Source organism: Chryseobacterium sediminis, assembly GCF_008386505.1.
In the GTDB taxonomy this organism is placed as follows: Bacteria; Bacteroidota; Bacteroidia; order Flavobacteriales; family Weeksellaceae; genus Chryseobacterium; species Chryseobacterium sediminis.
The window spans coordinates 1,289,780-1,312,210 of the sequence record NZ_VUNZ01000001.1 but is presented as its reverse complement, the minus strand read 5'-3'; the positions used below and the strand labels follow the sequence as shown (position 1 = coordinate 1,312,210).

The 22,431-nt window shown below is 35.7% G+C and carries 14 protein-coding genes; all 14 read left to right on the top strand.

Annotated elements, in window-relative coordinates; translation table 11 throughout:
- Positions 1-107: 107 nt before the first annotated feature.
- The 14 genes from FW780_RS06110 (at position 108) to FW780_RS06050 (ending at position 22,262) form a co-directional block, all read left to right on the top strand.
- The gene (locus FW780_RS06110) at positions 108-2,936 is read left to right on the top strand and encodes a SusC/RagA family TonB-linked outer membrane protein (RefSeq protein ID WP_149832681.1); all 2,829 of its coding nucleotides are present in this window, start codon (positions 108-110) and stop codon (positions 2,934-2,936) included.
- A gap of 11 nt (positions 2,937-2,947) precedes the next feature.
- Positions 2,948-4,372 carry a RagB/SusD family nutrient uptake outer membrane protein gene (locus tag FW780_RS06105; RefSeq protein WP_149832680.1) on the top strand — a complete coding sequence of 475 codons (1,425 nt, stop codon included), beginning with the start codon at positions 2,948-2,950 and terminating at the stop codon, positions 4,370-4,372.
- A 71-nt stretch (positions 4,373-4,443) separates the two neighbouring features.
- Positions 4,444-5,838 carry a glucoamylase family protein gene (locus FW780_RS06100; RefSeq protein WP_149832679.1) on the top strand — a complete coding sequence of 465 codons (1,395 nt, stop codon included), beginning with the start codon at positions 4,444-4,446 and terminating at the stop codon, positions 5,836-5,838.
- Between the two features lie 39 nt (positions 5,839-5,877).
- Positions 5,878-6,585, top strand: coding sequence for a carboxylesterase family protein (locus FW780_RS06095; protein WP_149832678.1), 708 nt, complete (start codon positions 5,878-5,880; stop codon positions 6,583-6,585).
- Between the two features lie 80 nt (positions 6,586-6,665).
- Positions 6,666-8,993, top strand: a complete 2,328-nt coding sequence (bglX, locus tag FW780_RS06090; RefSeq protein ID WP_149832677.1) for a beta-glucosidase BglX — start codon at positions 6,666-6,668, stop codon at positions 8,991-8,993.
- Positions 8,994-9,087: 94 nt separating this feature from the next.
- Positions 9,088-9,486 carry a hypothetical protein gene (locus tag FW780_RS06085; protein WP_149832676.1) on the top strand — a complete coding sequence of 133 codons (399 nt, stop codon included), beginning with the start codon at positions 9,088-9,090 and terminating at the stop codon, positions 9,484-9,486.
- Positions 9,487-9,604: 118 nt separating this feature from the next.
- Positions 9,605-10,015, top strand: coding sequence for a hypothetical protein (locus FW780_RS06080; protein WP_149832675.1), 411 nt, complete (start codon positions 9,605-9,607; stop codon positions 10,013-10,015).
- Between the two features lie 275 nt (positions 10,016-10,290).
- On the top strand, positions 10,291-11,919 hold the full coding sequence (locus FW780_RS06075; protein ID WP_149832674.1) for a T9SS type A sorting domain-containing protein: 1,629 nt from the start codon (positions 10,291-10,293) through the stop codon (positions 11,917-11,919).
- A gap of 140 nt (positions 11,920-12,059) precedes the next feature.
- On the top strand, positions 12,060-15,482 hold the full coding sequence (locus FW780_RS06070) for a hypothetical protein (RefSeq protein ID WP_149832673.1): 3,423 nt from the start codon (positions 12,060-12,062) through the stop codon (positions 15,480-15,482).
- Positions 15,483-15,491: 9 nt separating this feature from the next.
- Positions 15,492-18,770 carry a DUF6443 domain-containing protein gene (locus tag FW780_RS06065; RefSeq protein ID WP_149832672.1) on the top strand — a complete coding sequence of 1,093 codons (3,279 nt, stop codon included), beginning with the start codon at positions 15,492-15,494 and terminating at the stop codon, positions 18,768-18,770.
- 2 nt (positions 18,771-18,772) lie between these two features.
- On the top strand, positions 18,773-19,114 hold the full coding sequence (locus FW780_RS06060) for a hypothetical protein (protein WP_149832671.1): 342 nt from the start codon (positions 18,773-18,775) through the stop codon (positions 19,112-19,114).
- A 299-nt stretch (positions 19,115-19,413) separates the two neighbouring features.
- Entirely contained in the window at positions 19,414-19,554 is a 141-nt protein-coding gene (locus FW780_RS22320) for a bacteriocin-like protein (protein ID WP_153816321.1), read from the top strand.
- 257 nt (positions 19,555-19,811) lie between these two features.
- Positions 19,812-21,239 carry an adenylosuccinate lyase gene (gene purB / locus FW780_RS06055; protein ID WP_149832670.1) on the top strand — a complete coding sequence of 476 codons (1,428 nt, stop codon included), beginning with the start codon at positions 19,812-19,814 and terminating at the stop codon, positions 21,237-21,239.
- 51 nt (positions 21,240-21,290) lie between these two features.
- A complete protein-coding gene (locus FW780_RS06050) occupies positions 21,291-22,262 on the top strand; it encodes a WG repeat-containing protein (RefSeq protein ID WP_241676853.1) in 972 nt (323 codons plus the stop codon).
- The last annotated feature ends 169 nt before the right edge of the window (positions 22,263-22,431 follow it).

The following is a 22,431-nucleotide window of genomic DNA, read 5'->3' as shown; positions in this document are numbered from 1 at the left end:
TCGATATTTTTTATATTTTTGGTTAATGTCTTTTTTTGAGATTTTAAATAACTCCACTTTTAGAGACAGGTACAAATTTGAATTTATTTGAATAAAATTGAAACTATATGAAACAAAGTAATTTAAAGTACTCATGTCTCATTGCGGCTCTGTACTTCGGTATGAACGTCAATGCTCAGACTACTCCAAAAGATACTGCTGCCAAAGAGCAGAAGATCGAAGAGGTAGTTTTGATTGGATATGGGGCTCAGAAAAAAGAAAACGTTACCGGAAGTATCGGAATGGTTTCTGCAAAAGATCTTGCTGATAAACCGAATGCTAACCCGGTAAGCTCTATACAGGGTAAGCTTGCAGGGGTAAACATCACCAATACAGGTACTCCTGGTGGATCTCCGCGAGTAGACATCAGAGGAGTTGGTTCCTTATCAGGAAATACTGTTTTTATTGTAGATGGTATGATAACAACTGATATCTCTTTCCTTAATCCTCAGGATATTGAATCTATGAGTGTCCTGAAAGATCCGTCAAGTTTAGCTATTTTTGGAGCGCAGGCTGCCAATGGTGCTGTGATTATCAAGACCAAATCCGGAAAAGGAAAACCTGTTTTTAACGTAAATTCATATTTAGGAATTAAAAAGGTAACCAATATTCCTAAAATGGTTAATTCTGATCAATACATTGAGCTTTACAATGAGAAGCTGCTTAATGATAACAACGGAGACCCTACAGGATCAATTTCAAGGGCTAATTTCCCTGCAGATACCAATTGGTACAATGAGATTTTCCGTACAAGCATCATTAATTCTAATGATTTTTCGGCAACCGGAAGCATAGGAAAACTTAATTATTATGGCAGTGTAGGATATCTTCAGGATGAAGGTAACCTTGCAGCGGGCCAGGGAATTAATTCTGGAAGCGGTTTTAACAGATTTAATACCAAATTAAATCTTAGCTATAAAATTACAGATAACATTACTATTGGAGATAACTTCAGTTTTTCCAAGATGCGTACTGATGTAGCACAAAATCCTTTATTAAATGCATATAATGCTCCTCCTATATTTTCTGTAATGAATCCTGCTACTGGTGATTATCAGTTTTTCAACGGATATTCTATACCAAACCCAAGAGCAAGACTAGATCTATATCGTTCACAGGTAAGGCAGGAGAGATTGCTTAATAACATCTGGGGAGAATTAAAATTCCTGAAAGACTTTACTTTCAGAATCAGTTATTCTAGTGATAATTACAGCCCTAGCCAATATGAGTATACGCCTACACTTAATTATGTTCCTGTTTCCAGCCAGGTAGCATCTTCATTGATTACAAGAAATTTTAGAAATAGAAATTACGTTTGGGATAATACAATTAACTGGAAGAAAAGTTTTGGTAATCATCATTTTGATATTCTTGCAGGGTTTTCCAGAACAAGAACTTCTTTGTCACAAGACTACTGGGCTGCTAAGAATGTTAGTTATGACGGAACAAACGGATCTTTAAATATTGCCAACGGAACAGACATTGTTCATGTGGAAGGTGTAGATAGAGATGATGCTGTTGTTTCCGGAGTTTTCCAGGATCAACAAAGAATTGAATCTTTCTTTGGAAGAATTAACTATGATTACAAAGGGAAATATTTAGTAAATGCTTCTATACGTAGAGATGCCAGCTCACAGATTAATGTTGATAGATCCAAAACCTTCCCGGCAATTAGTGCAGGTTGGGTAATCTCTAAAGAAGACTTTATGAGTGAGCAGAATGTTTTTAATTTATTAAAACTAAGAGCAAGTTATGGTGAATTAGGAAATCCTAATGTAGGAAGAGGATATACGGCCAATACAACTATTATAGGAGGTGGAGCATATTTTGGCAATTCAGGTTATCCTGCGCAGACTATTGATAAATTTATTGATCCAAATATTGGTTGGGAAACAACAACCGGTAAAGATGTAGGGTTGGAAATGGCTTTATTCAATAATAAGCTTAAAATTGATGCGGCTTATTATGATAAAGATTCCAAAAATGTTGTGTATGGTGTAAACCAGGGAACGGTATCAGGAGCAAGTAACTGGAACAATTTCGTAACAAACGCTTACTCTTTTAAAAATAAAGGTTTTGAACTTTCCGTTAATTACAATACTAAATTAAGTGAAAATGTTACTTTTGGAATATATGGTAATTTTACATCGCTTAAAAATGAAATCACATCCGTATATGGTGGATCTTATTTAGAAACAGGAGCTAGTTTATTTGGAAATTCTATTGTTAGATTACAAAGTGGTCAGGCAGTAGGTTCTTACTACGGATATCAGGTGGCTGGTGTTTTCCAGACCGATGCAGAAGCAGCTGCTTCAGGACAGCCGGGAGCAAAAGCAGGTTGGTTCAAATTTGCAGATCAGGATGGTAACGGAACTATTGACTCAAGAGATAAGACGTTCTTAGGAAACCCGATTCCTAAAGGAACTTATGGTTTTGGAGTTAATTTTAATGTGTATGATTTTGATATCGCTGTTGATTTCCAAGGCGTATTCGGTAACAAAATATACAACTATAACCGTGAGCAGCGTTTTGGAAACGAAACCTGGGATCTGGATATGTATAATAACAGATGGCATGGAGCAGGTACTTCTAATACCAATGCAATGATTACCTCTAACCAATCCATCATTTTGCCAAACAGTTTCTATGTAGAAGACGGCAGCTACATCAGATTAAGAAATGTTCAGGTGGGTTATAACTTACCGAAATCTCTTGCACAATCTTTATCACTAACCAAGCTGAGATTATATGTAAGTGCCCAAAACCCTTGGACAAGCTTCAAGTATAACGGGTTCTCACCAGAGATTACAAATACAGACAGAGTACAGATGGGAATTGATAATAATATCTACCCAATCTCTGCTATTTATACATTCGGTATGAACTTAACATTTTAATTAAAAAAATTATGAAAAAAATATTTTTAACACTCTCCATACTTTCTTTAAGCATAAGTTGTAATAATGACTTTGTAGATATTAAAGATGAAGGGCAAACGAATGTAGCAAATTTCTTTACAACGCAGGATGATGCAATGCAGGCTACAAGTGCTATTTATAGCTTTTTAAGAAGTTGGGAAAACACAGGTTTTCCTGCACAATATGTATTTGGGGTAACAGGTGATGATGTGGAAAAAGGATCTAATCCTGGGGATGCATCATTTATTAATGCATATGATAATTTTACTTTTACAGTAAGTGATGATGGAGTAAGAGGATATTGGATCGGGCAATGGCAGGCTGTAAACAGGGCCAATCAGGTTATTACCAATGTTCCGAAAATAAATATGGATGCTACGCTAAAAAATAGACTGGTAGCTGAAGCTAAAATGCTGAGGGCCTATTTCTATTTCAATTTGGTAAGAATCTATGGTGGAGTTCCGATATATGATGGATTACCGGCGGATGGAAATTATCTGAAAGCAAGAAATTCAACAGCAGAAGTGTATAACTTTATTGTATCAGATCTTCTTGCCGCTTCTGAAGTTTTGCCTCAGACTTATCCTGCTGCAGATCGTGGAAGAGTAACAAAAGGAGGGGCTTTAGGATTACTTTCAAAAGTATATCTTTATATGAAAGATTACCAGAAAGCTTATGATACTTCCAATCAGGTTATTGGTATGGGATATTCTTTAGATCCGGATTTTAACCATTTGTTCAGACCAGCTGGAGAGTTTGGGTCAGAATCTGTTTTTGAAGTGAATTGTGATTGCGCTCCAGGATTTGGAGGCAGTCAGTATGCAGAAGTTCAAGGAGTAAGAAATCAGTTTGGATGGGGCTTCTTTACGCCTACCCAGGCATTAGAAAATGCATTTGAACCGGGAGATATAAGAAAAGAACTGAGCATTCTAAGAGAAGGAGAAACCACTCTTGAAGGAGATTTGATTAAGAAAGGAGATCCTCAGGCAGGTAACATGTGGAATCAAAAAGTCTATGTACCAACATCCTTGAATAATAATGCATGTGGCTACGGTTCTATTCAAAATATAAGAATTCTAAGATTTGCTGATATTCTTTTAATCAATGCAGAAGCTGCAAATGAATTAGGAAATACAGCTGCTGCCATTACGAGTATTAATAAAGTAAGAAACAGAGCTCAGCTTGGAAATACTACAGCTTCCAGTCAGGGCGCTCTTAGAACTGCAATCTGGCAGGAAAGAAGAGTAGAGTTGGCTATGGAAATGGATAGATTCCCTGATTTGGTAAGAACAGGACAGGCCGCTACTTATTTAGGACCTAAAGGATTTAAAACAGGGAAAAATGAAGTTTTCCCAATTCCTTTGGACGCAATGAATCAGAGTAACGGACTTTTCGTTCAGAACCCTGGATACTAAAAATAAATCATAAACATTAGAGGAGAATGAAAGTTCTCCTCTTCTTTTAGAACCTTATAACAAGAAACCTTATGAAAAGGACCGTATTATCAATCGCTATCACCTCTTTATTCTTCGTGTATTCCTGTAAAAATGCTCCTGTAGCAAAACAGGAAGTTGGAAAAACTGAAGCTGTAAAAAGTAATATTACTGATGAACAGCTGATGGATAGAGTACAGAAAGATGCTTTGAAGTATTTCTGGGATTATGCAGAACCTCATTCAATGTTAGGAAGAGAACGCTATCATGAAGACGATATCTATCCGGATAATGATAAACATGTTATTACTACAGGAGGTTCAGGATTTGGGCTGGCAACCATTCTGGTAGGGGTGGAAAGAGGATTTGTTCCGAGAAAAGAAGCTGTAAAAAGACTTACTCATATCATGGATTTCCTGGCGAAGGCAGACCGTCACAAAGGGGCCTGGCCACATTGGATCAATGGGGAAACAGGAAAAACAGTTCCTTTTGGCAAAAAAGATAATGGCGGTGACCTTGTGGAAACAGCATTTCTTACTTCAGGAATACTGATGGTTCGTGAATATTTTAAAAACGGAAATGCAGAAGAAAAAGCACTGGCAGCAAAATGTGATGAGCTATGGAAAGGAATTCAGTGGAACTGGTATACAAAAGGAGGTGAAAAAGTTCTTTATTGGCACTGGTCACCGGACTACCAATGGGAAATGAATTTTCCGCTGGAAGGATATAATGAATGTCTTATTACCTATATTCTGGCCGCATCTTCACCTACGCATTCCATTGATGCAGAAACATATTACAAGGGCTGGACGAGAAACGGAACCTACGTTACAGACAAAACAAAATACGGATTACCTCTGTATGTGAAACACAATTATGCTGAAGAATATGGCGGACCGCTTTTCTGGGCACAATATTCATATATCGGGCTGGATCCTACGGGATTATCGGATAAGCTTGTGAAAAACTATTTTGATATCAATAAAAATCAAACCCTTATCGACTACAAATATTGTGTTGAAAATCCAAAACAATGGAAAGGTTATGGACCTAATTATTGGGGACTTACAGCCGGTTATACCAGAAATGAGGATGGAAGCGCTGGTTATACAGCTCATATGCCGGGCAATAATGACAACGGTGTGATAACGCCTACAGCCGCTTTGAGCAGTTTTCCATATACTCCGAAAGAATCAATGGCTTTCCTGAGATTCATCTATACTCAAAAACCTGAATTTATAGGATCTGCAGGCCCTTATGATGCTACATCTATTAATTACAACAATTGGTTTACACCAAGATATCTGGCGATAGATCAGGGGACAATTGCACCAATGATCGAAAACTACAGATCAGGATTCCTTTGGAAATTGTTTATGAATGCTCCTGAAATTCAGCAGGGATTAAAAAAGCTAAGCTTTCAGTCAACCAAATATGGAATAAAATAATACCAGATTCAAAGACTTTGGTCAAAAACCGAAATCAATATGAAATTAAAACTGAAATATATTCCTCTTTTACTTCTGCCGTTTTCATTACAACTGAATGCACAGGAGATAAAAGCAGAACTTAATAAAGAAATTCAAAGGCAGGAAAAAATATCCTATGTTTTGGATTATCCTCAGAATACAAAAGAAAATGTACCATTAATAGTATTTCTTCATGGTTCAGGAGAGCGAGGAACTAATATTGACTTAGTCAAAGCACACAGTCCGTTCACCTATAAAAACCTGATCAAAGAACCGGTAGCTATTTTGGCGCCTCAATGTCCTGAAGGTACATGGTGGGATACCGTTACGGTCTATAATCTGATCAAAGAAATTCAGAAGAAATATAAAATTGATGCTTCCCGCATTTATCTTACCGGACTTTCTATGGGAGGATGGGGAACTTTGAAACTTGCGATGGAACATCCTGAAATGTTTGCGGCAGTAGCTTCGGTTTGTGCCCCTACAGATCAGGTAATGACAGCCAATATTCATAAATTTAAGGATTTGAATATGAAAATATTTCATGGAGGAATGGATGATATTGTATTACCAGCCAATGCTTTTAATTTTTATCAAAAACTGCATCCGGTAAATCCATCTGCGGAATTGGTTATTTTCCCGAATGATAATCACAATTCATGGGATTCTGCCTATTCAAACCCCAAGTTTTATGAATGGATGTTGTCTAAGAAGAAAGAAAAGTAACCCAACACACAATGATCGAAAGATAAACCCATCGAATTAAAACTAAAAATATAAAAACAATAATTTAAGAAGATAGATTTATGAAAAAGTTAATTGTAATTGCCACTTTAGCATTGGCACCTGTATTTTCCGCACAGGAAATGGTAACGAAGCCCGTTCAGTCTTATCAGACGGCTCAATATCAGGCTAAAAAGAAAGCTTTTGTTGATAATCTTTTATCTAAAATGACGTTGGATGAAAAAATCGGCCAGCTTAACTTACCAAGTTCAGGTGATTTTACTACAGGTCTGGCAAAAAGCTCAGACATCGGTAAAAAAGTTGAACAAGGTTTAGTGGGTGGTTTGTTCAATATAAAGGGAGCGGAAAAAATCAGAGCTGTTCAAAAAGTAGCAGTGGAAAACAGCCGTTTGAAAATTCCTTTGATCTTCGGAATGGATGTTATTCACGGTTATGAAACAACATTTCCCATTCCATTAGGCTTAGCAGCTTCGTGGGATATGAATCTGGTTCAGCAGTCTGCAAGAGTTGCCGCAAGAGAGGCGTCTTCTGACGGGATCAACTGGACGTTCTCTCCAATGGTCGATATTTCCCGCGAACCAAGATGGGGAAGAGTGTCCGAAGGTTCAGGTGAAGATCCGTATTTAGGCAGTGAAATTGCGAAAAATATGGTGTATGGATATCAAGGGAAAGACTTAGCAGTTGGGAACACTATTTTGGCTTGTGTAAAACACTTTGCATTGTATGGTGCAGGAGAAGCCGGAAGAGATTATAATACGGTTGATATGAGCCACGTGAGAATGTTCAACGAATATTTTCCTCCATATAAAGCTGCTGTTGATGCAGGTGTAGCTTCTGTGATGGCTTCTTTCAATGAAGTAGACGGAGTTCCTGCAACCGGAAACAGATGGCTGCAAACCGAAGTTTTAAGAAATAAATGGAACTTTAAAGGTTTTGTAGTAACCGATTATACGGGGATCAATGAAATGGTTGATCACGGTATGGGAGACCTTCAGCAAGTTTCTGCATTGGCTTTGAAAGCTGGTGTTGATATGGATATGGTAGGCGAAGGTTTTTTAACAACATTAAAAAAATCTTTAGCTGAAGGAAAAGTAACTCAGGCTGAAATTGATCTGGCAGCAAAAAGAATTCTTGAATCAAAATATGACCTCGGATTATTTACGGATCCATACAAATATGGTGACGCAAAACTGGCGGCAAAAGAAGTTTACAATATGGAAAACCGAAACATTGCAAGAAATGTTGCGGCTCAATCTATGGTTTTAATGAAAAATGAAAATCAGGTGCTTCCTTTGAAAAAGTCAGGAACTGTTGCGGTAATAGGACCATTGGTGAACAACTCACTCAATATGGCCGGAACCTGGAGCGTTGCTGCAAAACATGATAAAGCAGTAAACCTGATGCAGGGGCTTCAGGCGACTTATGGTAAAGAAGTAAAATTCCTTTCCGCTAAGGGTGCTAATATTGATTATGATGCTAAGTTGGAAGATATCTATGCAGCTCACGGTAAGAAAACGGATCGGGATAACCGCTCAAAAGAAGCACTATTAAAAGAAGCTGTTGATGTGGCCAATAAAGCGGATGTAATTGTTTTGGCAATTGGAGAATCTGCGGAAATGAGTGGTGAATCATCATCAAGAACAGAAATAACCATTCCTCAATCGCAGGTTGATCTTTTAAACGAGTTAAAGAAGACCGGAAAGCCAATTGCTATGGTACTTTTCACAGGCCGTCCATTAGCTTTAACCAATGTAAAAGATGCTCCTGATGCTATCCTTAATGCTTGGTTTGCAGGTTCAGAAGCCGGAAATGCAATTGCAGATGTTCTTTTTGGAAAAGTAAATCCATCAGGAAAACTACCAATGACTTTCCCAAGAAGCCTTGGCCAGGTTCCTATTTATTACAATGCTAAAAATACAGGCCGTCCATTAAGCCAGGAACTTACTGATAAATGTGAGTACCAGAGATTCCGTTCAAACTATATGGATGAGTGTAATACACCATTGTACCCATTCGGATTTGGCTTAAGTTATACAAAATTCGGATATTCTGATATTGCAGTATCGAACAGCAATCCGAAAGGAGATCAAACTGTTCAGGCATCAGTTACTGTAACCAATAATGGCAATTATGATGGGGCAGAAGTAGTTCAATTATATATCAGAGATATGGTAGGAAGTATTACAAGACCGGTAAAAGAATTGAAAGGTTTCCAGAAAGTATTTCTGAAAAAAGGAGAATCCAAAAAGATTACATTTGATATTACTCCTGAAAATCTTAAGTTCTATAACGGAGATTTGAAATATGACTGGGAATCAGGAGAGTTTGATATTATGATTGGTACAAGTTCTGCCGATGTGAAGCATTCAAAAATCAATTGGACTAAATAATAGAAAGAAAAAGTATTCACAGAAATGTGTATTATGTGTTTTTTGGCATGATTTTTAATAATACCACGGTAATTATTATTATATGCAAATCGACATGAAAAAAACAATTTTATTGAGTACAATGTTCCTTGGTTCTTTAGCATTTGCACAAAAAACACCTGTAGTAGGTGGTGACAGAGATGCACACGGATGTATTGGTTCTGCAGGGTATACCTACTCTCAAATCAAGAAAGACTGTGTAAGAACTTTTGAACAGAAAATTAAGTTGACAGAAGTTGCTCCAAAAGAAAGTTATACTTCAATAGCTGCGGTTATTTTCAGCAAAGACATGAAAAAAGCTGAGGTTTTTGTAAAAGATTCCGATTCGGAAAGCATCATTCTTACCAGAGCAGGCGGTAAAGCCAAAGCGTGGAAAAAAGATGGATATGTATTGGTTCCTTACAAAAAAAATGGCTACCAACTTAAAAAGGATAATATTGTGATCTATCAATAAGATCATATTTCAAAATGAAAACCACTCGGAAGAGTGGTTTTTTTTGTACCTTAGAAGAATTAACTAATACTCCATTTAGGGATATAGTTCTACTAATCAGAAAACAAAAATTTTACATATGAAAAGAACAATTTTACTCAGCGCAATGTTCCTTGGCTCATTAGTTTTTGCCCAAAAAAGTACTCCTGTTTTAGGGGGTGACAGAGATGTTCATGGCTGTATTGGTTCTGCAGGATACACTTATTCACAGTTAAAAAATAATTGTATAAAAACTTTCAGTCAGAAAATAAAACTAAAGGAAGTAAACTCAGATAAAAGTTATACCTCAATGACGGCAGTAATTTTCACGAAAGACATGAAAAAAGCGGAAGTTTTTATTCCGGATGGAGCAGCAAAAAGTATTATCCTGAATAAAGAAGGGAAAGCGAAAGTCTGGAAAAGCGGGTCTTATATTAAAGACAGCTATGTTTTAACTCCGTATAAAAAAAGCTACCAGATCAAAAAGAATGATGAAGTGATTTATCAGTAAAATAAAATTCAAAAAAATAGGAAGCCACTCGGGAGAGTGGCTTTTTTGTGTTGTATATTCATTAGTTTCAAAATAGATTTTTATGCGACAAGTTTTGTCGTTCTGCGTATATATTTTTGTCATCATAAGATAAAGTCAAATATAAATAAGCAAATCAAATAATAAATAGTATGATTTATGTTAAATCGCTTCTTTGGGATTTTTATGTCTTAAAAAGTGTTAAATTTGCGTAGTTTTTTAATAAACTAATTACTAACTCAGAAAACAACATTGGAATGAAAAAATTCTATATCAGTGCATTTACTTTATGCACGGTCTTGGGCATATCTGCTCAGGAGGTGGTATGGCAGAAAGACATCAAATCCTCTACCCAGGATTTTCTTAGCCAGGTTACTACAACAATCGATCAACAATATTTAATCACGGGAAGCTCTATTCAAAGCAATAAGCAGCAGCCTACAGAAAGTAAACAAAACAACGGTTACGATTTCCATTTGGTAAAACTAAACCAGCAGGGAAATGAAGTCTGGGAGAGATACTTCTCAGGACAAAATCATGATTACCTGTCTGCTACTGTTACCACACAGGACGGTGGATTCCTTTTGGCCGGAACCTCATATTCAGGAAAAGGATTAGATAAAAAAGAGGACTCTAAAGGAGGGTCAGATATCTGGCTGATCAGAATCAATGAATTTGGTGATGAATTGTGGCAAAAGACTTTAGGAAGCTCTTCAGATGAAGAAGCCAGAGCGGTTATTCAAACAACAGATTTAGGATTCTTTGTAGCTGGAAATGTACAGAATTCCTCAAAAGGCTATGGTTCTAAAGATGTATTAATTACCAAGTTAGACAAATCCGGAAAAGAACTTTCGCAACTAATTTTAGGTGGAAAAGGCTTGGATGAAGTAGAGAAGATGATTCCAACGAGGGACGGCGGAGCATTGCTTGGAATTTATTCCAGAAGTTCCGAGGTTCGTGTTTCGGGATCTGAAAAGGGGTCCGGGATGCGAGATGCGGGTTCTGTGTCAAGCCTTCAAAACTCAAATCCCGTATTCCGAAACTCGAAACAAACTGAAAACTTCGGTGAAGGCGACTACTGGATCGTCAAACTTGACAAAAACGGAAAAGTAGAATGGGAAAAGAACTTTGGAGGGAAAGGTGATGATCATGTCAGAACTCTGGCTTTAACTTCAACAGGTTTCATCATTGGTGGAGAATCCAGATCGGAGAGATCAGGAAATAAAACGGTAGGTATTGAAGAAGGGACAGACCTTTGGTTGATTTCTTTAAATGAAAGAGGCGATGAGCAGTGGCAGAAATCTTACAATTTCAAAAACAGAGACATTCTGATGAGTATGAGTGTTCTTCATTCCGCAGATGACAAATCTTCCAAGGGAATATTGCTGGGAGGTTACACTCAGGCAGAAGGAAGAATACAGACTGATGATGAGACCTTCTGGATGCTTTATCTAGACCAAAACGGCAATGAACAGTGGAGAAAACATGTCAAAGGAGAATCCAGAAAGAAGGAAGAAAGACTTTCAGATTTAAAACTGAACAGAGACGGATCCATTATTCTTGCCGGAACCAGTGCAGAAGAGCTTGGTAAAGAAAATTGGAAGATTGTAAAACTGGGAGACAAACAAGTTGATCAGCTCATTGAAAAATATGATATCAAAATCTATCCAAACCCAGTTTCAGATTATGCTTATGTAGAAATTGGCTTTGATTTCAAAGATGCTGATATTCTGTTGTATGATATGTCTGGTAGACAGCTTCAGAGTATAAAAACTAAGAACAGAGTAACTAAGATCAATACCCAGGCTTTGGTTCAGGGAGCGTATCTGGTGACGATAAAAACGGATGCAAATAAAACGGCGAATGCTAAATTGATAAAGAAGTAAGATAACCATTAAAAACGAAATAATAGGAAGGAGAATATTTTTCTATGCTTTTGTCTGTATTATATCTGAGAGAGACTTCTAAGATATAATAGCCAATAACTAAAATTGTTTCTCCATTATTAAACATTAAAATTTTAAAAATGATAAATAGTAAAATTTTCACTTTATTATTTTGCATTGCAGCTCTATATATGAATGCACAACAAAATAGGACAGGTGAACAAAATAATATAAGTAAATCTACCAATGTAGTACCACCCACTCCACAAGCGGAAGAAATGACACGATATGGGAATCAGCCATTAAATGAATATAAAGGAATGGCTCAGATTAATATTCCTATCGCTGAAATAAAGGAAAAAAATATATTCAATAAAGTTGAATTAAATTACTCAAAATTGGGTGTAAAAGTAAATGATTTGCCCAATAATGTTGGAGTAAGCTGGTTTTTAGATGCGGGAGGTGTTATAACAAGGACAATTAATGACCTTCCTGACGAAATGCAAGTCCCATCTAATAGATTAATATTTAATACTTCATCGGAGATAGAGAGTTTAGTTAATATCCCGGATGGATCTAATAATTCATTATTGGTGAAATCATATTTTACAGACGATTCTTATGATAATGAAATAGATATATTTAGTATTTCGGTAAATGGGTTGTCAGGAAAATTTTATTTAGATAAGAATTTAAATCCGGTTTTAACTACAGACAGTCATCAATTCAAAATTGAAACTATTGGTGATTTTAAAACGACCCATCAATTTATGCTAACCACTAATGATGGTATTAAATATTATTTTGGAGGAAGCACAGCCATTGAAAAAACCTGGATTCGTGATGCTCCTATTTATTCAGGATACACAAGCTTTTATTTAACGAAAATTACTAATGTTGGAAATAATGAAATTACTTTTGAATATCAGAATATAGGTGCAAAGTCATTTTTAAATTCAATAACGGAAAGAAAAGTACTTAGATCTCAGGAATTAAATGGTACCGTTTGTCAGGGGTCCGGAACAGCTGCTGTTCCAGCTTATATAAAAGAAAGTAATATTCTAAAAATTCAGGATGCAAGAGTATTAGTAAAAATAATAGGAAAAGAAAAAACAATAAATTTTAATTATAATAACGTGAATGGTATTTATTATAATAAAATCTCCTCAATTGATATCGTTAATAGTTTTTCAAATAAAAAATACCAGCAAATAAGTTTTGAATACCTCGATCAATATTCCACATTAAACCCCACTGTTCTTGAACGATTTTTTCTAACAAAAATAAAGAAATATAATTATCAAGGGGAGAACGCTGTATTTGATAATGAATATTCATTCTCCTATGATGATCCTACGGGGCTACCTGATAAATACAGCTTTAGTGCTGATGTATTCGGGTACTTTAATAATAAAGTTAACTCCACACTAATCCCGAATTTAAGATTGTTGGGACTCCCTAATTTTCCTTATGCTATTGGTGATTTATACAACTATGCTGATAGAACTTCTGATTTTTCATCGGCAAAAAAAGGAACATTGTCCTCTATTACATATCCAACTAAAGGCACTACTTTTTTTGATTATGAAGCCAGACCACAAAAATATGCTCTTTTACAAAATAAAAATGGTGAAGTTCGTAGCAATCCTTATGATGTTCCCATAACAGAAAGTACGACAACATTAGATGGAAGTGCTATTATTGATAATCAATTGGCCTTTGATCTGGTGATTACACAAAATGAAATTACTTCTATAACCACAATGTTGGAAGTTAATTTAAAAATTCTGGATGAGGTTACAGGCAATGTACTCTTGAATGAAGTCATTAATTTACCCAAAACTACACAAGCAGATATAGACAATGGTTCCAGAACAAAAAACAAAAGTTTTACTTTTACCACTGATCCAAGTAAGAGTTATATTTTGAAATTATCATTAGTGCCAAAACCTAATGTTAATTACGGGGGTACTTTTATGGTTTCTTATAAAAGCGGCTATGGTAGTCAGAATATAGCAGGGTTGAGACTAAAAAAAACTTATGACGTTGATGAAAATAATACCATTACCAATATTAAAAGAATACATTACTCCTTATTCAAGGATATCAACAATATGAATATTATACCGATCTCTCTTTATCCGACGAGTTATACCACATCTCAATATACTGTAGAAGGGTGTACAGGGGGGATGGTTCTTGTGCCTTTAGCATATAATCACGATTTTGAATCATCAGAACTTATAGGTCCATTTTCTGATTACTTTATGTATCCGTCATATCCTAACGTTACCATTAGCTATGGAGGTGATAATTTTGAAAAGGGTGGAGAACAAAAAATATTTAGTAACGGGTATCAACAAGACCAGTTCATTATTAGAACACCTTTAATGCCAGTCTTTGATGGAAGCTATCAGAATTTTTTTGGTTCTGACGGTTATTTAGGAAGTGTAGTTTCAAATACAGTAAGTTCAATGGACAAAAGTTTTTCTTATGATGATTTTAATGGAAAACTTCTTGAAAATAGAGTTTTTTCTAAATCAGCATCAGGACAGTTATTTCTTAAAAGTAAAACATCAAATAATTATGACTTAAAAACCTTAAAAACTGTTTATGATTTACGAGGTAAAGAAGCATATGCTCTATTTTCTTCTCATGTAAACTTACCGCTGGAGACAATTATTTCTAATTATAGTATGGTCTCATTACCCAAAGAAAGTTATTATTCGATTCTTTCCAATACAAAAAGTACCGAATATTATGAAAACGTACCTGTAGATATACAAGATGATACTCCTTACAAAAAACTTACAACTACGACAGAATATTTGTATAACAGTACTTCTCATTACCAGCTGACTTCTCAAAAAACTACTTTTCCTGACAATTCACTGTCTAATACTACTTTTAAATATGCTCATGAAAAAGGAAATCAACGTCTGATCAATGCCAATATGATTGGTATTCCTTTAGAAACCGAAACAACACAAACTATTGGAGCAGCCGCTAAAACACTTTCTAAAACAGAAACAAAATACGATAACCCATTGAACTTATTTCCAAGCTCTGTTGTGTCTACAGATTTGCAAAATGTTTCTTCTACGGAAGTTAATTATGATCAATATGATTCCAAAGGGAACCTGCAGCAGTTCACCACTAGAAATGGTATTTCAACAGTAATTATCTGGGGATATAACGAGACTCAGCCTATTGCAAAGATAGAAGGAGCGAAATTATCAGATATTCAGCAGTCTTTAATTGATTCTGTTGTTAATGCTTCCAATACTGATGCTTCAGCAGCTTCGGGTAATGATGAGGCGGCGTTTTTATCTGCATTAAGTTCATTCAGAGCTAATACTTCCTTATCCGGTTATCAGATTACTACCTATACGTATGATCCTTTAGTAGGAGTAAGAAGTATCACACCGCCATCCGGAATCAGTGAATATTATATTTATGATAGTGCTAACCGATTGAAAGAAATCCGTCAGCAGGAAAAAGACAGCAGTGGGAATATGATCTATAAAACGGTAAAAGAATTCAAATACAATTATAAAAACTAAAACACAATCATGAAAAAACTTATAATTCCTATAGGGATTCTTATCGGAGGAACTGTCCAGGCACAGCTTTCCAATACAGAAAACTATGTGTATTCAAAGACCTATTTGTCCGATCCTACGTTAGCTAATGTGAGAAGTTCCGAAACGGTTCAGTATTTTGACGGGCTGGGAAGACCCAAACAAATTGTCAATGTAAAAGCCTCTCCATTAGGACGGGATATTGTTACTCCTATTAAATATGATCAGTTTGGGAGGCAGGTTCAGGACTATCTTCCTGTACCCCAGGGAGGAACACTGAACGGAGCCATTACTCCTGACCCCTTATCAAATGTGAGTAGTACACCTTATGGATCAGAGAAGATTTATTCAGAGAAGATTCTGGAAAATTCACCATTAGACAGGATTCAGCAGCAGGTTCAGGTGGGTACAGCATGGAGTACAAAGCCTGTACAATTTGGATATGATGCCAATGCAGATGGCGATGTTAAAAAGTACATAGCCACTTTTAACTATACCACTTTTACCTCCAGTCTTACATTATCAGGCTCTTATGGAACGGGGCAATTATATAAAAATACGGTTACCGACGAAGATGGAAACCAAACCATAGAGTTCAAAAACGGACAAGGACAGGTTGTATTGGTCAGAAAAGTAATCAGTGCCTCAGAAAATGCAGATACCTACTATGTTTACAATGATTATAACCAGCTGGCTTATGTGATCCCTCCCAAAGCTTCTGCAGCAACAGATCCCAATACTGTACTTAATGATTTATGTTATCAGTATAAATATGACGGGAGAAGCCGCCTGGTGGAAAAGAAAATTCCGGGCAAAGGCTGGGAATATATGGTATATGACAAACAGGACAGGCTGATTATGACCCAGGATGCTGTTATGGGCGCTTTAAAACAGTGGCTTTTTACCAAATATGACCAATTTGGAAGAACCGCCTATACTGGAATATATACCAGTTCCCAGACGTATGGAACAGCAGGAAGAGGAGCAGAACAAACATTAGCAGATGCTAAAGGCAGTAATAATGTAACCAGATCCTCTACGGTAGGATTCACCAACAGTGGAATGGGGGTATATTATGATAGTGGTTCTGCCAGCTATCCAGGTTCTGTCACTACACTATTAACAGTTAATTATTATGATACTTATCCCCAAGGCTCTCCTGGGGTTACCAATGTCTTTGCCCAGCCTCTTCTTACGGACAATCCTGCAAACGCACAAACCACCAAGGGACTTCTTACTGCGTCCTATATCAAAAATATAGAAGATGACAGATGGACTCGTAACTTTGTCTGGTATGATACGAAAGGAAGAACCTTCGGATCAAGAAGCAACAACTATTTGGGAGGCTATACTGTGGTAAATAATAAACTTGACTTTACAGGAGTTATTCTTCAGACCAATACCTATCACAGAAGGCTTGGTACAGATCCTGAAAAGATCATTGTAGAAAAATTCACCTATGATTCCCAGAACAGACTTCTGACCCATACCCATCAAATAGGCAGCAACCCTGTTGAATATCTGGCTCAGAATAAATATAATGAAATTTCCCAGCTGGAATCTAAGAAAGTAGGAGGAACAACAGTTTCTTCTCCACTTCAGCAGATAGATTATAAGTATAATATCAGGGGTTGGATGACCCAGATCAATGATCCTGCAGCTTTGAATGGAAAACTATTTGGATATGAAATAAGATATCAGAATTCAGTTAATTCATCCTATAGAAAGTTCAATGGTAATATCTCTGAAGTAGACTGGAAAACGTCTATGGATGACATTTTGAAAAGATATATTTATGCTTACGATCCTTTAAACAGGCTTACCGCGGGTTACTATCAGGAGCCTACAAGTTCTGTCCCTATTAATCATTTTTACAATGAAGAAATAGCGTATGATTCTAACGGAAATATTACCAGACTTCAGAGAAATATGAAAGGAAGTAATAATACCCCAGAATATATAGACAATATTTATTATACTTATTCCGGAAACAGACTAATTTCCGCTTCTGATCTCACACAGAATTTTAATGGATATCCTACAGGAGGAAAACAGATAGATTATGACGAGAATGGCAATATGATTAATCATAAGGATAAAGATATCAGTGAAATAAAATATAATTATCTAAATTTGCCGGGAAAGATTACCCAAAACTCCAAAGTAACAGACTATATTTACAGAGCAGACGGAGTGAAAGTAAGAAAGGTTTTTGGAACGGAAACGACAGATTATCTGGATGGCTTTCAATATATTGATTCAATATTGAAATTCTTTCCAACCGCAGGAGGATATTTTAATGTTGAAACCGGAAAGTATGTGTACAACTATACTGATCATCTTGGAAATGTAAGGTTGAGTTATGCCAAGAATGGAGCAGGCACAGAGATCATTGAAGAAAGTAATTATTACCCGTTTGGATTAAAACATGAAGGGTATAATGTATTAACAGGAAACCCTGCATATAAGTACAAGTACAACGGCAAAGAACTGCAGGAGACGGGGATGTATGATTATGGGGCTAGGTTCTATATGCCGGAGCTTGGAAGATGGGGAGTGATAGATCCGTTGGCAGAACAATACAGAAGATGGTCACCTTATGCTTATACTGTAAATAATCCTATTAGGTTTATTGATCCTGATGGTCGTGGAGTTACTGATATCATTATTACAGGAAGTGCAACTGCAATCGAGAAATATAAAAATGAAGTATCTAAAGGAACTGGAGGTTTTTATAGTGTGAATATAGATAGTTCAGGAAAAATTAGTCTTGTTTCAACAGGTATGGCGAGTCTTGGTATAGAAATGACTTCGGAACAAAAAGCATTTTATCAAGAGTATTCAGCCGTTGTAAATAGTAGTGAAGTAGTTAAACAAGAAGTGGTTGAAAATGATGTGAATACTATTGTTGACAGTTGGGTTACTAACAAAATTGACATTGCAGACATTGCAGAATTTGACAAAGCAGGAAGTGGTGGAGCAACAAGTGCTGGAGCTTTAATTCATTCAACAGTTGAACAACATGAAAAAGCTAAATTAGGTCTAAAGTCAGGAGATTTAGGGAAAATCTCTGGTAGTACAGCTGTAGATTATGAAGCATCCCATAATGTAGCCAAAACAGCAGAAAACAAAGCCAATGGTAATACAAGAATGGAAAATACCACAGGTGGGGCGGATAGATTTATTGATAGTAAAAACAATGTAACAGAACAAACTTTGACAACTACAGCAACAGGTGGAATTAATGTTAATAAAAAACCTATACCATAACTATGAAAAATATATTAAATATTATTTTTGTAATGTTCTTTTTTTCATGTTCTATAACAAAAAAAGAAATTTTATCGAAAGGATCTTCAAAGTGTATAGAAAATAAGAAATTTAAATATGAGTTTTACAAAAATATAAATATTGTTGATAGCTTAATTACCAAAAATCAAAATGAAAGTTTTCATAAGTCTCTTAAATTCATTTCGATTTATTCACATGTATCATATGAGAGTGCATTGAATTATAGTAGAACATACCCTTACGGAGCATATGAAAAAGATAGAAAAGGATGGATGGATTGGTATGAAAAAAATAAGTGTAGCAATATCCAATTAAAAAACTAACTTAAAAGAGGCTGTCCCAAAAGTTTGGACAGCCTTAATTTTTGCTGATTTTATTCGTACCCCTGCTAGCGCGAGCTTATCGCTCGTGTCCATGAATAGCAGAGGTTTTTATTTTCCTTGTTTTAGAAACTATATTAACATGCATTGTTGACCATCCAAAGTTAACAAACAAATTTTATTGTAAACTATATAAAATGAACAGGTTATGTTTTTATCCGAAAAAAATGTATATTGTATTACCAAATTAAAGCGTAATCCGAAAAGCATATAGAGTAGGAAAAAAATCAAAAAATGTTATCATGAAAAATCTAAGAAAACTTTCAAAAAGAGAATTAAAAACAGTTCAGGGAGGTATTCCAATGTGTCTGCCAGGATACTTCTGGTGTTCATTTGTGAAAAAATGTATTTCTGTGGGATCACCATGCGGACTTATTGATTAATCTGATTCATGAAAATAATGTAAAACAGGCTGCTTCAGAAATGAGACAGCCTGTTGTTTATTGTTAGACCTAACATTCAGTTCGAATTTTTAGCGGATGATTCCCGTCCTGAACTTTTGTATACTTTTGCTTCAAGATAAAAGTATAAATGAAAACTCTTTATTTGATTCAGAATATGGTTGAAAAATCATAAAAGCAAGATTTTCATCTCTCACCGAAAAACCGTATTTTTGTACATCTAAAAAGTAAAAGAACGAATGAATTCCTACAAAAATCCATTGGAAGAGCGCTACTCCAGTGAAGAAATGTTATTTAACTTCTCACACAATAACAAATTCCAGAATTGGAGAAAACTTTGGATAGCTCTTGCTGAAATCGAAAAAGACCTTGGACTTGAAATTACAGACGAGCAGATTGCTGAGTTAAAAGCTAATGCTGAAAATATCGATTATGAGAAAGCAGCAGAGTATGAAAAGAAATTCCGTCATGATGTAATGGCTCACGTTCACGCTTACGGAGATGTGGCGCCTTCAGCAAAAGGAATTATCCACCTGGGAGCAACTTCAGCTTTTGTAGGAGACAATACAGACTTAATTCAGATCCGTGACGGACTTTTAATCTTAAAGAAAAAGTTGGTTAACGTAATGAAGAACTTAGCAGATTTTGCGATTCAGTATAAAGATCTTCCGACTTTAGGATTCACTCACTTCCAGCCAGCTCAGTTAACGACAGTTGGGAAAAGAGCTACACTTTGGTTACAGAGTTTGGTTCTTGACATTGAAGAACTTGATTTCTTCCTGGAAACGCTTCGTTTCAGAGGAGTAAAAGGAACTACAGGAACTGCTGCAAGTTTCCTTGAACTTTTCAACGGAGATTATTCTAAAGTAAAACACTTAGATAAAGAACTTTCAAAAAGATTCGGATTCGATAAAGTTTTTGGAGTTTCCGGACAGACTTACGATAGAAAAATTGATGCTAAAGTAGTTGCTTTATTAGGAAATATTGCACAGTCTGCGCACAAATTCACAAACGATTTACGTTTACTTCAGAATCTTAAAGAAATTGAAGAACCATTCGAGAAAAACCAGATCGGTTCATCTGCAATGGCTTACAAACGTAATCCAATGAGAAGCGAAAGAATCGGGGCGTTGGCAAAATACGTAATGTCTCTGACAACAAGTTCTGCAATGGTAGCTTCTACACAGTGGTTTGAAAGAACATTAGATGACTCTGCAAACAAGAGATTAACAATTCCTCAGGCGTTTTTAGCTGTTGATGCAATTCTATTGATCTGGAACAACATCATGAACGGAATTGTTGTATATCCGAACAGAATCAACAAACATATTATGGAAGAACTTCCTTTCATGGCAACAGAATATATTATCATGGAAGAAGTGAAAGCAGGAGGTGACCGTCAGGAAATCCACGAAGTGATCAGAGTTCACTCTATGGAAGCTTCCAAGAAAGTGAAAGAAGAAGGAAAAGAAAATGACCTTATTGAGAGAATCTTAAATGATAACTCTTTAAAACTAGATAAATCAAAACTGAAAGAAGTTTTAGATCCTAAGAACTTTATTGGTTTTGCACCAATTCAGACGGAAGAATTCGTCAAGAACGAGGTACAGCCGATTATAGACCAAAACAAAGACTTAATAGGATTAGAAGCTGATCTTAAAGTATAAAACAATATGCAGTCTTTTCGGCTGCATATTTTATTTCCAATCTCAACGAATATGAAAAGACTACTGGTAACCATTGTATTAATACCAATGCTTTCTTTTTCTCAGGGAAAAGAAGTTTTATATTATTTCAAATCCAAAGACTCTCTGGTTGGGGTAAAAAATAAAGCTGGAAAAATTATTGTTCCTGCACAGTTCAAAATCTTTTCATTCCTTAAAGATGGAGATCCCGTAGAAGGAGAAACTATTCTTTTTGATGGCAGTAAAGAGGGGGAAAAACCAGAGAAAAATGCATGGGGATATGTCTATGATAAAAATGGGAAATTCCTGTATAAACCTTTTCTTTATGACAATGGAGCAGATTATTTCTCTGAAGGATTGAGAAGATTGGTTAAAAATGGTAAAGTAGGATTTGCAGACCGAAACGGGAAAACAGTCATTGAAGCTGAACACGATTTTGCATCACCCTTTAATTACGGATATGCTGCATTTTGTGACGGCTGTGATTGGGAAAAAACAAATGATGAGCATAAAGCAATCGTAGGCGGGAAATGGGGAGTGATGAATACTAAAGGAGAAACCGTTCAGTCTGTCGCAAAACAATCCGGTAATGAAGTGGAAATAGATGGGAAATATTATCCGAATTCGTTTCAATACAATGAAAAAGAGAAGAATATCCTTCAGTTCTTTGAAGAGCAAAAGAAAAAACTTTCGGATCTTTATTATGTGAATTTTTACAATAAACTGTCCGAAAATGAAAAGAATCTGTTTTTTGAAATCGTAGAAAGACCAAAAGAGAACTTTCCGTATTATCAGGTAAACACCTACAATTACAGGAAAAAGGAATTGGATATGCTTTACCGCTTCAAATTTCTGGTTTCAGAAGATGGTAAAACATTTTATGCGATAGAAGATTATAATGAGAAAAAAGTTCCTTTTGAAAGCTGGCTGAAAGAAGAAATAAAAAATGCAGAGGATTTTCAGAAAGAACATCAGGATAATCCTAATAAATTTAGAAACAAATAAATAAAATTGGAAATTCCAACGTTCAAATTTGAAGAAAATAGACTTATTCCTTTAAATTTGTACAGAATAATGGCAGAATGAAAAATTCCTCCAAAAATTCCAAATACACATGGACCTAAGATAGAAACTAAACGTTGATACTTTAGATTCAAAAAGTAAAAAGAAAAAT

What these genes read in the sequence shown, in the direction of transcription:
- FW780_RS06110 (WP_149832681.1), top strand. Translation starts at nt 108, where the DNA reads ATGAAACAAAGTAATTTAAAGTACTCATGTCTCATTGCGGCTCTGTAC.
- FW780_RS06105 (WP_149832680.1), top strand. Translation starts at nt 2,948, where the DNA reads ATGAAAAAAATATTTTTAACACTCTCCATACTTTCTTTAAGCATAAGT.
- FW780_RS06100 (WP_149832679.1), top strand. Translation starts at nt 4,444, where the DNA reads ATGAAAAGGACCGTATTATCAATCGCTATCACCTCTTTATTCTTCGTG.
- FW780_RS06095 (WP_149832678.1), top strand. Translation starts at nt 5,878, where the DNA reads ATGAAATTAAAACTGAAATATATTCCTCTTTTACTTCTGCCGTTTTCA.
- bglX (WP_149832677.1), top strand. Translation starts at nt 6,666, where the DNA reads ATGAAAAAGTTAATTGTAATTGCCACTTTAGCATTGGCACCTGTATTT.
- FW780_RS06085 (WP_149832676.1), top strand. Translation starts at nt 9,088, where the DNA reads ATGAAAAAAACAATTTTATTGAGTACAATGTTCCTTGGTTCTTTAGCA.
- FW780_RS06080 (WP_149832675.1), top strand. Translation starts at nt 9,605, where the DNA reads ATGAAAAGAACAATTTTACTCAGCGCAATGTTCCTTGGCTCATTAGTT.
- FW780_RS06075 (WP_149832674.1), top strand. Translation starts at nt 10,291, where the DNA reads ATGAAAAAATTCTATATCAGTGCATTTACTTTATGCACGGTCTTGGGC.
- FW780_RS06070 (WP_149832673.1), top strand. Translation starts at nt 12,060, where the DNA reads ATGATAAATAGTAAAATTTTCACTTTATTATTTTGCATTGCAGCTCTA.
- FW780_RS06065 (WP_149832672.1), top strand. Translation starts at nt 15,492, where the DNA reads ATGAAAAAACTTATAATTCCTATAGGGATTCTTATCGGAGGAACTGTC.
- FW780_RS06060 (WP_149832671.1), top strand. Translation starts at nt 18,773, where the DNA reads ATGAAAAATATATTAAATATTATTTTTGTAATGTTCTTTTTTTCATGT.
- FW780_RS22320 (WP_153816321.1), top strand. Translation starts at nt 19,414, where the DNA reads ATGAAAAATCTAAGAAAACTTTCAAAAAGAGAATTAAAAACAGTTCAG.
- purB (WP_149832670.1), top strand. Translation starts at nt 19,812, where the DNA reads ATGAATTCCTACAAAAATCCATTGGAAGAGCGCTACTCCAGTGAAGAA.
- FW780_RS06050 (WP_241676853.1), top strand. Translation starts at nt 21,291, where the DNA reads ATGAAAAGACTACTGGTAACCATTGTATTAATACCAATGCTTTCTTTT.